The organism is Pseudohongiella spirulinae, assembly GCF_001444425.1.
GTDB lineage: Bacteria > Pseudomonadota > Gammaproteobacteria > Pseudomonadales > Pseudohongiellaceae > Pseudohongiella > Pseudohongiella spirulinae.
Window position 1 is genome coordinate 1,751,158 of the sequence record NZ_CP013189.1, and the last position, 13,863, is coordinate 1,765,020.

General features: G+C 53.3%; 14 protein-coding genes. 2 read left to right on the forward strand and 12 right to left on the reverse strand.

Annotated elements, in window-relative coordinates; all coding sequences use genetic code 11:
- Positions 1 to 17: 17 nt before the first annotated feature.
- The 8 genes from recO to rpoE form a co-directional block, all read right to left on the reverse strand.
- Entirely contained in the window at positions 18 to 710 is a 693-nt protein-coding gene (gene recO, locus PS2015_RS07945) for a DNA repair protein RecO (RefSeq protein ID WP_058021702.1), read from the reverse strand.
- Between the two features lie 4 nt (positions 711 to 714).
- Positions 715 to 1,602, reverse strand: a complete 888-nt coding sequence (gene era, locus PS2015_RS07950; RefSeq protein WP_058021703.1) for a GTPase Era — start codon at positions 1,600 to 1,602, stop codon at positions 715 to 717.
- The gene (rnc, locus tag PS2015_RS07955; RefSeq protein ID WP_058021704.1) at positions 1,599 to 2,291 is read right to left on the reverse strand and encodes a ribonuclease III; all 693 of its coding nucleotides are present in this window, start codon (positions 2,289 to 2,291) and stop codon (positions 1,599 to 1,601) included. The genes era and rnc overlap by 4 nt, the downstream gene beginning before the upstream one ends.
- Before the next feature lie 10 nt (positions 2,292 to 2,301).
- Complete coding sequence (gene lepB / locus PS2015_RS07960) at positions 2,302 to 3,075, reverse strand: signal peptidase I (protein WP_058021705.1); 774 nt, start codon at positions 3,073 to 3,075, stop codon at positions 2,302 to 2,304.
- Positions 3,075 to 4,874 carry a translation elongation factor 4 gene (lepA, locus tag PS2015_RS07965; protein WP_058021706.1) on the reverse strand — a complete coding sequence of 600 codons (1,800 nt, stop codon included), beginning with the start codon at positions 4,872 to 4,874 and terminating at the stop codon, positions 3,075 to 3,077. The genes lepB and lepA overlap by 1 nt, the downstream gene beginning before the upstream one ends.
- A gap of 74 nt (positions 4,875 to 4,948) precedes the next feature.
- Positions 4,949 to 6,385, reverse strand: a complete 1,437-nt coding sequence (locus tag PS2015_RS07970; protein ID WP_237113297.1) for a Do family serine endopeptidase — start codon at positions 6,383 to 6,385, stop codon at positions 4,949 to 4,951.
- A gap of 280 nt (positions 6,386 to 6,665) precedes the next feature.
- Entirely contained in the window at positions 6,666 to 7,307 is a 642-nt protein-coding gene (locus tag PS2015_RS07975) for a sigma-E factor negative regulatory protein (RefSeq protein WP_058021708.1), read from the reverse strand.
- Between the two features lie 99 nt (positions 7,308 to 7,406).
- Positions 7,407 to 7,985, reverse strand: coding sequence for an RNA polymerase sigma factor RpoE (gene rpoE / locus PS2015_RS07980; protein ID WP_058021709.1), 579 nt, complete (start codon positions 7,983 to 7,985; stop codon positions 7,407 to 7,409).
- A gap of 113 nt (positions 7,986 to 8,098) precedes the next feature.
- On the opposite strand from rpoE, the gene nadB reads away from it, so the two are divergent.
- Entirely contained in the window at positions 8,099 to 9,736 is a 1,638-nt protein-coding gene (gene nadB, locus PS2015_RS07985; RefSeq protein WP_058021710.1) for an L-aspartate oxidase, read from the forward strand.
- On the opposite strand, the gene PS2015_RS07990 is transcribed toward nadB, so the two are convergent.
- Together PS2015_RS07990 and PS2015_RS07995 are read right to left on the reverse strand one after the other, a co-directional pair.
- Positions 9,710 to 10,138 carry a hypothetical protein gene (locus PS2015_RS07990; protein WP_058021711.1) on the reverse strand — a complete coding sequence of 143 codons (429 nt, stop codon included), beginning with the start codon at positions 10,136 to 10,138 and terminating at the stop codon, positions 9,710 to 9,712. The genes nadB and PS2015_RS07990 overlap by 27 nt on opposite strands.
- A 4-nt stretch (positions 10,139 to 10,142) precedes the next feature.
- Positions 10,143 to 10,430, reverse strand: coding sequence for an FAD assembly factor SdhE (locus PS2015_RS07995; RefSeq protein ID WP_058021712.1), 288 nt, complete (start codon positions 10,428 to 10,430; stop codon positions 10,143 to 10,145).
- A gap of 27 nt (positions 10,431 to 10,457) precedes the next feature.
- Here PS2015_RS07995 and ygfZ point away from each other — a divergent pair, with 27 nt between their 5' ends.
- Entirely contained in the window at positions 10,458 to 11,348 is an 891-nt protein-coding gene (gene ygfZ / locus PS2015_RS08000; protein ID WP_058021713.1) for a CAF17-like 4Fe-4S cluster assembly/insertion protein YgfZ, read from the forward strand.
- 1 nt (position 11,349) lies between these two features.
- Here the strand turns inward: ygfZ and PS2015_RS08005 are convergent, their stop codons facing one another.
- Together PS2015_RS08005 and PS2015_RS08010 are read right to left on the reverse strand one after the other, a co-directional pair.
- Complete coding sequence (locus tag PS2015_RS08005) at positions 11,350 to 13,242, reverse strand: M48 family metallopeptidase (protein ID WP_058021714.1); 1,893 nt, start codon at positions 13,240 to 13,242, stop codon at positions 11,350 to 11,352.
- Positions 13,243 to 13,260: 18 nt separating this feature from the next.
- Complete coding sequence (locus tag PS2015_RS08010) at positions 13,261 to 13,857, reverse strand: LemA family protein (protein ID WP_058021715.1); 597 nt, start codon at positions 13,855 to 13,857, stop codon at positions 13,261 to 13,263.
- Positions 13,858 to 13,863: the final 6 nt, after the last annotated feature.

Here is a 13,863-nt window from a genome sequence, read left to right on the forward strand (position 1 = left end):
CGGCGACAGGGCCTGAGTCATTCTGTACCTGCCATAAAAAGATGCCTGCTCATCAGGGGTTTGTTTCCCAGTAGTGGTCCCAGCGCCTGACGCATGAGGCGTTTGGCATCGGACTGCTGTTCCAGCGTCATCAACAAAGGGTCACCAGTCAATACCTTTTTTAGTGACAAAAGAGCCTGACCAGCGAAATCGCGGCGATCGCTCAGGGAAGCGACTGGCTCGAAGCCATTCAAGGGGTCAAAGCGATAGCAATGCCCCGGCTCCAGAGCGCTGAAATCAATTTCGTAACCCAGTTCCTGCAGCAGTGACCATTCGAAGCTGCGCAACAAGGGTTCCAGTGGATACTCTTCATGCAGGCGCAGCAACGTCTGCTGATAAAGGCGAAAAACCGCCGGATGGCTGTCAGCGGGCTGCAGTAATCGCTCCAGAATCTCATTCAGATACAAAGCGCTGAACAGCCGGTGTCCGGTAAGAAAAAAACCGGCCGCGGCCTGCTCGGTATGTGTCAGCGTCAAGAGTTCACCGCGTCCGCTCAAGGACACCAGCAACAACTGGTGTTGTTGTAGTGCCGTGCTCCTGCGACGCCCGCGAACACCCCGTGCGACGGCGCGAATAAGTCCGTGATCCAGCGTTAACAGATCCACCAGGGCGCTGGAGTCCCGATAGGGACGACTGTGCAACAGATAAGCCGGTTGCAGCTCGATTCGCATGAATTCAACTCAGGCTCTGCAGGGCGCGCTCATCATCGGCCCAGCCTGACTTCACTTTTACCCAAAGATTGAGCATTACCTTGTGTTCGAAAGCTCTTTCCATATCAAGACGAGCCGCCGTGCCGATGGATTTCAGACGTTCGCCGTCACGTCCGATAATAATCTGTTTCTGACCAGCCTTATCAACCAGAATCAGCCCATGAATATGCAGTACGGCACCCTGCTGTTCAAACTTCTCAATTTCCACCGTAACCTCATAAGGCAGCTCGTCGCCAAGTTGCCGAGTGATCTTTTCCCGTATCAATTCAGCCGCCAGGAATCGGGACGAACGGTCGGTAATCTGATCTTCGGGATAAAGAAATCCGCCTTCCGGCAGGTAGTTTTTTACACAGGAAAGCACTGTATCCAGATTATGACCATTCAGTACAGCAAGCGGGATAATTTCTGCAAAGTTATAAAGCCTGGATAAGCGCTCCATATGGGGTAACAGTTTTTCACGACGATCAATCTGGTCAATCTTGTTGATTAACAGTAACACCGGCACTTTGATACCTGACAAAGCGTCCAGCACCATCTGGTCTTCATCATTAAAAACCAGCCGCTCGACCACAAACAGCACGACATCTACATCTTTGAGCACATCGAGTACCGTTGCGTTCATGAGCCGGTTCAGGGCTTTGTGCTGCTCTTTATGCAGACCGGGAGTATCAACAAAAACAAGCTGCGTATTACCTTCGGTATAGACGCCAGTTATACGATGACGGGTGGTCTGGGGCTTGCGGGACGTAATACTGATCTTCTGACCCAGCAAGTGGTTAAGCAGGGTTGATTTCCCGACATTAGGACGGCCTACAATGGCCACGAATCCGCACCGCGAAGTCACATCAGTCACCTTGCTTTTCCCTCGCCTGCCAATTGTTGTAGTGCCTTGCTGGCTGCCTGTTGTTCGGCCAGTTTACGTGAACGACCAGAGCCGCTCACCGCGTGGCTCAGTAGTGCCAGCTGACAAGTAACCTGGAACTGTTGCTGATGCTCAGCGCCATCAATATTTTTTACAGTGTAATCAGGCAAGGGCAGACCCCTGGCCTGCATCAATTCCTGGAGCCGGGTCTTGGCATCTTTACTGTCTGCCGGCACAGTCTGTTCAAGTCGCGAAGCGAACAGATGCGCCACGCACTGCCGACACCTGTCAAAACCACCATCAAGAAATACAGCACCAATGACCGCTTCCATGGCATCAGCCAGAATCGAATCGCGCTGGCGTCCTCCGCTCTTGCGTTCCCCCAGCCCCAGTGTCAGATAATCACCCAGATTCAGTTCACGCGCTACTGCTGCCAGGGTTTGCTGGTTAACCAGACTGGCGCGCAATTGACTCAGCGAGCCTTCGGGACTGTCGGGCCATTGTTGATACAGCAGGTCAGCCATGATCATTCCCAGGCCTGCATCACCCAAAAATTCCAGTCGCTGGTTATGCTCGGCACCGGCACTGCGGTGAGTCAGGGCCAGCCTGAGCAGTGCGGAATCTTCAAAATGATAAGCCAGTCTTTTCTCTAACTGGCCCAGAGACGATGACCCTGTCATGCAACGTCACTCAGTTTATCAGCTGATTTCGATTAAAGGTCGGCAGATTAAGGCCGGGTTCTTTATGCATCCAGACAGCAAACGCTTTACCCACTATGTTCTGTTCCGGTACCGGACCCCAGACCCGACTGTCTGCGCTGTTATCCCGGTTATCCCCCATCATGAAATAATGTCCTGGCGGCACAACCCACGAGGTTCTTGAGCTGCGACGCATGTCATTATTGACGATCTGGGCCTGATGTGTCGCTACACCGATCGTTTCATTAAAGAGAATGCCAGCGCGCATTGCTCCACCAGCTTCCAGCTGCACATCACCGAGCACTTCGATATCAACAGGCTCACCATTGATTCTGAGCACCTTATTCTCATACTCAATGGTATCACCGGGCAGACCGATCACACGCTTGATAAAATAACGTCGCTCGTGAGGTGGAAAAAACACCATTACTTCGCCGCGCTGCGGTTCGTTGTTCGCCATGATTTTTGTGCCGATTACAGGCAAACGCAGACCATAGTGATACTTGTTTACCAGGATAAAATCACCCACTTCCAGGGTGGGAATCATGGAGCCGGAGGGGATCTGGAAAGGTTCAATAACAAAGGAGCGCAACATCAGCACAATTAACAGGACGGGGAAAAATGACTTGGCATATTCAACAACAACCGGCTCTTCTTCCTTGCCCTGTTTTTTGCGCGATGCGGCAAACAGAAAATGATCCAGCAGCCAGATAAATCCACAAACTGCGACCAGAATCACCAATACCAGCGCAAAATCGATATCCATCAGCTATCCACCTTGAGTACGGCCAGAAACGCTTCCTGCGGTACTTCCACGTTACCCACCTGCTTCATCCGTTTTTTGCCGGCTTTCTGCTTCTCCAGCAATTTCTTTTTCCGTGTGACGTCGCCGCCATAACATTTGGCCGTAACATTCTTGCGCAGTGCCTTGACCGTCGAGCGGGCGACGATCTGACCGCCGATCGCCGCCTGAATAGCCACGTCGAACATCTGGCGAGGAATCAATTCCTTCATTTTTTCAACCAGTACACGGCCTTTGCTGTGTGCCTGGTCACGATGCACAATCAAGGCCAGCGCATCAACACGGTCACCATTGATAAGCACATCAAGGCGCACCAGACTGGCTGGCTGAAAGCGCACAAAATGATAATCCAGAGAGGCATAACCACGGCTGGCCGACTTCAGTTTATCAAAGAAATCCATAACCACTTCGGCCATAGGCAGTTCATAGGTCAGAGAAACCTGGCTGCCAATAAACTGCATGTCACGCTGCACACCCCGGCGTGCGACACAGAGGTTGATAATGTTCCCCACATAATCCTGAGGTACCAGAATACTGGCCAGCACAATCGGCTCTCTGGTTTCAACAATGGACGCAGTTGGCGGCAGCGCCGAAGGGCTTTCCACCCTGACCACTTCATTGTTACGCAGCACAACTTCATAAACCACGGTGGGTGCAGTTGTGATCAGGTTGATGTCATATTCGCGCTCAAGACGTTCCTGCACAATCTCCATGTGCAACATGCCCAGGAAACCACAGCGGAATCCAAAACCCAGAGCATCCGAGCTTTCAGGTTCGTAAAACAGCGACGCATCATTAAGTGTCAATTTTTCGAGCGCATCCCGGAAGTCTTCAAAGTCATCGGCAGACACCGGATACAGACCCGCATACACCTGTGGCTGAATTCGTCTGAAACCTGACAATGCCGGTGTATCGGGTGTGGAAGACAAGGTCAGGGTATCACCAACCGGCGCCCCCTTGATGTCCTTGATTCCCGCGATGACGTAACCCACCTCGCCGGCCTGCAGCTGCGGCAGGTCATGGCGCTTGGGATCAAAATAACCAACATGATCCACCAAGTGAGCTTTGCCAATGCTCTTGGCAATAATTTTGTCACCTTTGCGCAGAGTGCCCTGTTTAACTCGGACCAAAGACACGACCCCAAGGTAATTGTCAAACCAGGAATCAATGATCAAGGCTTGCAGCGGAGCCTCTCTGTCCCCCTGAGGTGGCGGCACCAGGCGAACCAGCTCCTCAAGCACCTCCTGCACTCCCATGCCCGTTTTGGCACTGCAGGGAACTGCGACCGACGCATCAATCCCGATGATTTCTTCAATTTCGTGGCGTACTTTGTCGGGATCAGCCTGCGGCAGATCCATCTTGTTGAGTACAGGAATAACTTCCAGGCCCTGCTCGATAGCTGTATAACAGGTCGCTACCGACTGCGCCTCAACACCCTGTCCCGCATCGACCACCAGCAGTGCACCCTCACAGGCAGCGAGTGAACGGGACACTTCATATGAGAAATCAACATGTCCGGGCGTATCGATAAAATTGAGCTGATAGCGTTCGCCGTCCTTCGCATCGTAGAAAAGCGTCACACTTTGTGCCTTGATGGTGATACCGCGCTCCCGCTCAATGTCCAGCGAGTCCAGTACCTGCTCAGCCATTTCACGATCGGTCAATCCACCACAGTACTGAATAAAACGGTCAGCCAGAGTCGATTTGCCGTGATCAATGTGAGCGATAATTGAGAAGTTGCGAATGCGGTTGAGATCAGTCACTTAAGCGGTACACCCATAATCCAGAAGGCGCCAAGTCTACATGATCCGGCGCCTGCTGTCAGGGGTTTTCGGGCCTAGCGCAGCTCCACAACCAGTGTTGTACCACGGCCGTTGCGCACTACGCGCACTGCCACGAAACCTTCTTCCGGCAAGGATTCAACGACCCGGTTAAAATCTGCAACAGAACCAATTGGCTGGTGATTGAGCGTTACAATCACATCACCACTGGCCAGACCGGCGGCCCGTGCGGGACCATCGCGCAGCTCGTCGATAATCACACCACCATCGGCGAGTTCCGGAACATCATCCGCTGCCCCTGATGGCAATGGCGTGACTGTCAGGGCCAGTGAATTACCTCTGCTGCTGGGTCTGCTTGCGCCTGAAGCGGCAACATCGTTACTTGGCAACGCGCCAACTACTACATCCAGATCAAGCTGTCGTCCCTCACGCATGACTGTCAAGACTGCCTGAGTACCCGGGCGAACCTGACCAACGTAAAACGGTAACTGCGCAGACTGCTCAATCTGGGTGCCATTAAATGCCAGAACAATATCATTGGTGCGGACCCCCGCCCGCTCTGCCGGGCTGCCAGGCTGAACTTCGTCAACAAAAGCGCCTCTGGGGCGGTTCAGGCCAAAAGCCTGCGACAAGGCATGATCCACATCTTTAATCAGTACGCCCAATAATCCGCGTGCTACGGTACCGTTCTCGCGCAACTGCTCAATCACATTGAGTGCCATATTGCTCGGTATTGCAAACGAAATACCGTTAGAGCCACCTGTACTGCTAAGGATCTGCGAATTGATTCCGATCACCTCACCAGCCAGATTAAACAGCGGCCCCCCTGAATTACCCTGATTGATCGCCACATCAGTCTGAATGAAGGATACATAGTTGGCTGGACCACGCGAAGGGACATTGCGCGACTTGGCACTGACAATGCCTGCCGCAGCTGAGAACTCCAGACCAAAGGGCGAGCCGATCGCCAATACCCATTCTCCAACCCTGACCTGCTCGGAGTCTCCGAAAATAACCGGATTCAAGCCAGTCGCATCAATCCTGATCAAGGCCACGTCAGACAATTCATCACTGCCTATGATGTCAGCAATGTATTCCCGTCGGTCGGTCAATGTCACTGTTATTCGGTCAGCATTCGCGACCACATGGTGATTGGTAATAATGTAGCCATCATCGCTGATGATAAAACCGGAACCTACACCACCTCGCGGTCGGGTTGGCGGCAGTTCCGGGATTTCAGCCGACTCCCCATCGGGCTGCAGTTGGCGCAATAATTCTTCAATATCACGTTGCCTGGAGCTGTTGCGAACCGGAACTTCCTGGCGCGTGGTGATGTTAACAATGGAGGGGCTGTTGGCTTCTACCAGTGACACAAAATCAGGCAGTCCGGACTGTGCAACCGCCGTCACAGACAGGCAGGTCAGCAACACGGGAAGGCCAAAGGACATAAAAAAACCGACTGCCCTGCGTGCGTGCCATTGATGCTCTGCCATATCCACTCCTGAAAACTGATAAACAGGCTTTAACATACCGCGATGTGTCATGGGGTTCAATGGCGAAGTAAATTGCAGATAAAAAAAACCCGAGACAGCTAAGTTCCCGGGTTTGTTCAGCTGTTTCCCAGCTGAAAATAAGGCCTGACAGGCTTCACACACCACTAAATGCACTTACTCTACATACTTCGCTTACTCTAAATACCTGGCTTTGCCGACCTGCTCCAGCAACCTTCTCAGGGAGAACACTGCTCTGGACCATATCCCGCAAAAAATCCCATTACTGCCCTGACGCTGGCTCTCTGGCTGGCGTCTCGACCAGCTCCCGGTCAGACACCGGTCGCAGAAGGGGTGATTCATTCAGCACATTAAAAGGTGCTGGCGCGTTAGCAGCCCGGGCCGGAATATTCACACTGCGGATATACTCGTTAAGCCGTTGCTGGGCATCCGCCTGAACGGCAACCTGTCTGGATTCACTGTTGAACACCGCACTGTCTGAAGAGTCTGCCTTCTGGCTGTCGGTATTGCCCGCCAGCAATGGTTGGCCGTCTCCCGGCAATACGGTCTGCATGCCAACAAATACTGCCAGCGCAACAGATGCCGCGACCGCGACCCGACCCACAGCGATACGCCACTGCGACTTTGACGGAGTAGCCTGCAGAGGCTGCTCGTCAGCCACCTGTTGCATCACGCGACGCGCAAACGACTGACTGCCAGAACTGCTCATCGGACGACGAATCAACTCGGGCTGCAATGCCGCTTCGGCAAGATTGTAACGCTCCCAGCGCTCAAGCAAGTCGGGATTTTCATCCAGGCGGCTCAATAGGCGACGGAGTTCAAAATCACTTAACTCGCCGTCAATCAATGCCGACAACGCTTCATCATCAATCTGGTTCTGACCTGTCTGGCTGTCCTGCTGCATGCAATACATACCTCTGTCTGTTCCGGGATGCTGGTACTTAAGACTACCAGTGCCTGACTTAGTTCCCTGAAAAAGCCGAACTATGGCAAAAAAATGACATCAACTATTGAGCAACTCCTGAACCCGCTTGTCAATCGCCTCCCGGGCTCTGAATATCCGCGAGCGAACCGTGCCAACAGGACAATTCATCACTTCCGTAATATCCTCGTAACTGAGACCGGAAAACTCACGCAGACTGAAGGCCGTCTGCAACTCCTCAGGCAACTCTTCAATGGCCTGATAGATGACCCGCCGAAGATCTTCTTTTTCCATATTCGCTTCAGGTGTATCGAGCTCTCTGAGGGTGCTGGTATCATCAACCAGCTGCGCATCATCCATGTCGACATCGGTGCTGGGCGGCCTGCGCCCCCGCGAGACCAGATGGTTTTTGGCGGTATTCACAGCAATGCGATACAACCACGTATAAAAAGCACTGTCACCCCGAAAATTGGGCAATGCACGATACGCTTTCAGAAATGCTTCCTGGGCCACATCCTCTGCCTCGTGCGGATCTTTTACAAAACGACTTATGAGGCCCAGCACCTTATGCTGGTAACGCGTGACCAACAATGTAAAAGCCCGCGTGTCGTTCTGCAGTACCCGCTCGACAAGCTGGTTATCGGTCACCTGATTATTCATACTACCTGTGTTGCGCCTCAGCCACCTGCCCCGCTCCAGTGAACACTGACCATCGGGATTTGCAAAAGTTCTGAGAGTCTATAGAATTCTTCGACCCCGCACCACAGCAAAGGCTGATTACTGTGTACGACTATGACATTCTGATTATTGGCAGTGGTGCCGCTGGCCTCAGTCTGGCTCTGAAAACCGCCTCGTTCGCTCGCGTTGCCGTACTGAGTAAAGGCAGCCTGAATCAGGGCGCCACATTCTGGGCACAGGGCGGCATTGCTGCCGTGCTGGACGAAAACGACAGCGTTGATGCCCACATAGCAGACACCCTGGACGCCGGCGCGGGTCTTTGCAACGAAGACATGGTGCGTCATGTCGTTGAACACAGCCAACAGGCTATTCAGTGGTTAGTGGAGCAAGGCGTGCCATTTACCGTCATGTCCCGCGAAGAAGCCGGCACAGGCGCTGCATCTGAACCATTAAATGCCGACAATCTGAAACCTCTGCACCTGACTCAGGAAGGTGGCCATAGCCACCGGCGCATCATTCACGCCACGGATGCCACTGGCCGCGCCATCTTTGAAACTCTGTTGCGTCAGGCGCAGCAGACATCAGGCATCACACTGTATGAAAACCGCCTTGCGGTAGATTTGATCACGCGCCAGAAGCTGGGCCTGGAGGGCAATGACTGTGTCGGGGCTTATGTCTATAACAACGAAAGCAGAAGCGTGGAAGTCTTCCGTGCAAGGTTTGTGGTTCTGGCCAGTGGTGGAGCCAGCAAGGCCTACCTGTACACAACCAATCCCGAAAGTGCTACCGGCGATGGGATCGCCATGGCCTGGCGCGCCGGCTGCCGGGTAGCCAACATGGAGTTCAATCAGTTCCACCCAACCTGTCTGTACCACCCGCACGCGCGCTCGTTTCTGATTACCGAAGCTCTGCGCGGTGAAGGCGCCACTCTGGAACTACCTGCTGGCAGCCGTTTTATGCCAGCGTTTGACGAACGCGCCGAGCTGGCTCCACGTGATATCGTCGCCAGAGCCATCGACCATGAAATGAAACGTCTGGGCTGTGATTGCGTGTATCTGAACATCAGCCACAAACCGGCCGCGTTCATACGCGAACACTTCCCCACAATCTACGCCCGTTGCCTGGAATTTGGCATTGACATTACCCGCGACCGGATTCCGGTAGTACCCGCCGCGCACTACACCTGTGGCGGAGTGATGGTCGACAAACTCGGACGCACCGATATCAATCATCTGTATGCCATAGGTGAAACCAGCTGCACGGGGCTGCACGGGGCCAATCGTATGGCCAGTAATTCGTTGCTGGAGTGCTTTGTACTGGCCTTCGGTGCTGCCGATGATATTCGCACCCATATCGACAGGCTGCCTGCCGCACCAGAAAAAATCCCGGACTGGGACGAAAGTCGCGTCACGCAGTCACAGGAAGAAGTGATTGTCGCTCACAACTGGGATGAATTACGGCGGGTCATGTGGGACTTTGTTGGTATTGTGCGCAGTGACCAGCGACTTCTGAAAGCAAGGCGACGCATACAGATGCTGGAGCACGAGATTTCCTACCATTATCGACATTATCTGATCAGCCGTGATCTGCTGGAACTGCGAAATCTGGTTCAGGTGTCGCGCCTGATTGTGGAGTCAGCTCTGCTGCGCAAAGAAAGCCGCGGTCTGCACTACACCATCGATTATCCGGATCTGGCCAGGAGTGCTTCAGACACTGTGCTCACGCCGCAGTGAAGGCAGGGCTAACAGCAGTCGACGCAATTGCCGTTGCTGTTCTGCGGAGCTGATACCTATGGCGGCACAGATAATATGCCACCGACGACTGGCATCCTGAACGGACAGCAACTGCAGATGAGTACTCAGAAAACCGAAACCGGGCGTGACGACCAGGCAGCGGCCGCTTTTTAATGACAATAGACAGGTATCGTTTTCAATCACGCAGCTTAGCGGTGCATCGTGAATTTTCTGAGCCCGGCCAAGCATAAGCAACACGACCGATATCATCAGGCCGCCCGGCAAAATACCAATTCCGCTGTGCAGCACGGCACCGATGGCGGCCATTGGTATACTCAAACGCAACAGAAACAACAGCGTGCGGTCACGCTGCCGGGACTGCCAGCACAGAGCCTCAGACACCGACTCAGTGTGGACGTTTGACTCCGGACTTTGAAAATTCACGGATTTTGACAACAAGAGCCTGCAATTCGGGATCCGGGTGCACGGCGCGTTCGACCAGGCAGGCAAACAAATCCTGGTCTTCTTCTGACAGGAGCCTCTCGTAGAGTCGTTGTTCGGATTCACCCAGCGTCAACAATTGCTGTTCGGCAAATGGCAACAGCAGGATATCCAGCTCCCACATACCGCGTCGACTGTGCCAGAGCAACTTCTTGTAGGCAATTTCTGATAACATGCCAGTATTGTAATCCATATTTCAGGCGTTTGCCCTCAAACTTTTATGACTTCAAGTACCAATAGTTTTGTAGCCGATATCCCGTGTGATCTGCTGCTGGTCAGCGGCAAGGACAGCCAACGATTTCTACAGGGGCAGCTCAGCTGCGATATGAACCGACTGTCGGGCAACACAAGGCTGAGAGGTGCCCTGTGTAATCTTAAAGGTCGGGTCATCAGTGACGTACAACTCTGGCAACATGAAGACAACATTATCATGCAATGTCCTCAGGGTATGGCTGAAAAGATCCGCAGCAGCCTGTCCAAATATCAGGTCTTTTTCAAGACAGATATCGAGACCATGGATGCCCGCTTCCAGTGTATTGGTGTCAGTCTTTCAGACCCGGGACACTCGTCCGCCGCTGAGTTTCAGAACTGGCCAGGTGACATCGACCAGGTGATCAATTTGCCAGGTCTGAAAGTGGCGCGTATCAATAACAGCACATCAACACCGGCACGCTTTGAATTGCTGCTGGATTCCGGCCATGACAAGGTCAGCCAATGGCTCAGCACTTTGGCTGGAAACCTTCGGCAGGGTCAGGCAGTTGACTGGCGATTATTTGATATACAGGATGGCATTGCCCATGTTCGACCGGGCCAGGAAGAATGTTTCACGCCTCAGCTACTGGGTTACGACCTTAACGGCACCATCGATTTCAAGAAAGGGTGTTACACGGGGCAGGAAGTGGTCGCTCGTATGTACTATCGGGCAGAAGCCAAAAAACGACCCGGCTATCTGCTGCTGGAACAAGGCGAATCACTGGACAATTTTGGTATTGAGGCAGACAATGACATTATCGACATGGTAGAAACACCAGACGGAAAACGTCACTACCTGCTGGTGGCAAACACTCGCGATGAACAGCGTCACAGCCGCATTGAATTGATCGCAGGCTGAGTCAGTGCCAGGATGCGGGTAATGGCACCTGCAGAATTTCTGCCAGGGTAGCCAGCAGATCACGCTCCGCCTGATTAATCTGACCATCCTGGTGCACACATAGTAACGCTGCGCGCAACAGCGTCTGTTTGGCTTCGACATTTAATTGAGCCAGGCGATCAGTCGCCTTGTCAAGCTGCTCCAGACTCAGACTGTCTGCCGCAACAGCGTCAACGCCAGTCACGGCCAGCTCCCTGGCTGCCGCGTTAAATGCTTCAGTAGCCTGCCGTCCACCCAGATACGCCAGCAGCGATAACACAACCGCCAGCTCTGCGCGCACAGCGGTCAGAGCCAGACTGCCGTCGACCGGATACTCAGGCACCCCACCGCTGAATTGCCCGTCCAGATGACTGACTAATAATTTTCGGACCAGCCAGCGACTGAGTCTGGGTTTGCTGTCAAGTCGTGACAACGCCTCGATATTATCGCGCAATATGTGGTACTGATTTTCTGACAATTGCCGAAGCGCCGATAGTGCCACGTTCAGAACCGGCAGTCGCAACTCAGTGCTCAACAACGGCGACTCCTGGAGAAGCTTTTCAAGTTCGACCAGTACTGCCGGATCTGCCTGCCTTTCCAGAACCCGCCATTGCTCAGCACGACACTCAGCCGCCTCTTCCAGCAACAACAGATAAACAATCGCCCGCGCGCCGAAAGGCGTACGAGCAGCAGCCAGCATGGCGACGGGTATCTGCTGATGCAACTGGCCTGCGCGTTGCAGATCATTTTTGTCGGGATTGCCGATACGCTGCATGGCAACTGGCAGAGTCAGAATCACTTGCGCCAGTGTCGACTGACGATTGGCATCTGCCTGTTTCGACGATGATGCCGACGAAGCCGGACGTGGCTCTGACGGAATATATTCGCCATTCCAATCCGGATCCAGGCGACGAATGCGCCGCTCCAATGGCGGATGGGTGGCAAACAGCCCTTGCAGATTAAGTCTGGAGCCAGCACCAAACAGAGAATGACTGATTTCTTCAGCCGCCGGGTTATCCAGCAATGAACCGTTTTGATGAGCCGCTATATGCTTCAGCGCTGAAGCAATTCCATCTGGATTTCGGGTATATTGAACCGCTGATGCATCGGCCAGAAACTCTCGCTGGCGGCTTACCGCAGCCTTGATGAGTTTGCCAAAAAATACACCAACCGCACCAATGATTCCAAGCCCCAGTCCTATCACAACAATAGCCGCAGTATTATTCCCTCGCCGCTGAAAACGTGCCGATCGAAGCAGATAATAACCGAGCATGCCAATGACGAGGATGCCATGCAACAATCCCATCAGACGAATATTGAGGCGCATATCGCCATGCAATATGTGACTGAACTCATGAGCTATAACACCCTGCAACTCATCGCGACTCAATGTATCGAGCGCGCCACGTGTCACGCCTATAACTGCATCAGCCGGAGTATAACCCGCCGCAAAAGCATTGATGCCCGCTTCGTCCAGCACATACACCGGCGGCACTGGCATGCCCGATGCAATCGCCATTTCTTCTACAATATTCAGCAGGCGTTGTTCATTGAAGCTACCGTTATCAGCAATCAGCAGGCGCCCGCCAAGCGCTTCAGCGACACGACGACCACCGCCACGCAAACTGACAATTTTGTAAAGGCTGGCTAATGCGATGACAGTAATAATAGCCACCGCAGAACCAGCAAAAAGCACAGGATCATAGGCCAGGGTTACAGCGCCCTGCCCTGCATCGCGTCCTTGCGAAAGCGCCTGCAAAGTCACCCAGAGCAGAGCCTGAGTAATCAACACAAGGCACAGTACAGCCAGAATAAACAGGATGACAAGCCGCTTGCTCAGCGACCTGGCATGCTGCTGCGCTCCAAAAAAATCCATCAGAGTAGATCCGCCGAATCAGAACGATACCTTGGGCGCAGACTGAATCTGCTCGCTGTCTGCAAATTCCAGCAGACTGGCGTCACTGCCGTGCCCCATCAAGCCTGCCAACACAATCGGTGGGAAACTCTGGCGATAGGTATTGTAGGCCATGACCTGATCGTTATAAGCCTGGCGGGCAAAGGCGACCTTGTTCTCAGTGCTGCTGAGCTCTTCGTTCAATTGCATCATATTCTGGCTTGCCTTCAGGTCAGGGTAGGCCTCCATGACAACATTAAAGCGACTCAGCGCACCTGCCAGGGCGTTTTCCTGTCCTTGCAGGGCTTGCATGGCCGCCGCATCACCGGGAGTGGCCGCCGCATTCTGAAGACCTTGCGCGGCTGCATTGCGAGCCGCTATGACCGATTCAAGTGTCTCTCGCTCATGGCTCATGTAGGCCCTGGCAGTTTCCACCAGGTTAGGAATCAGGTCATAACGACGTTTAAGCTGAACTTCGATTTGCGCAAAACCGTTCTGATATCGATTACGCAAGCTGACCAACTGGTTGTAAATACTGACACCATACAAAAGCAGTACGGCAAACAAAACCAGCACAATAACGGATGACAGGCCCATCAGCGT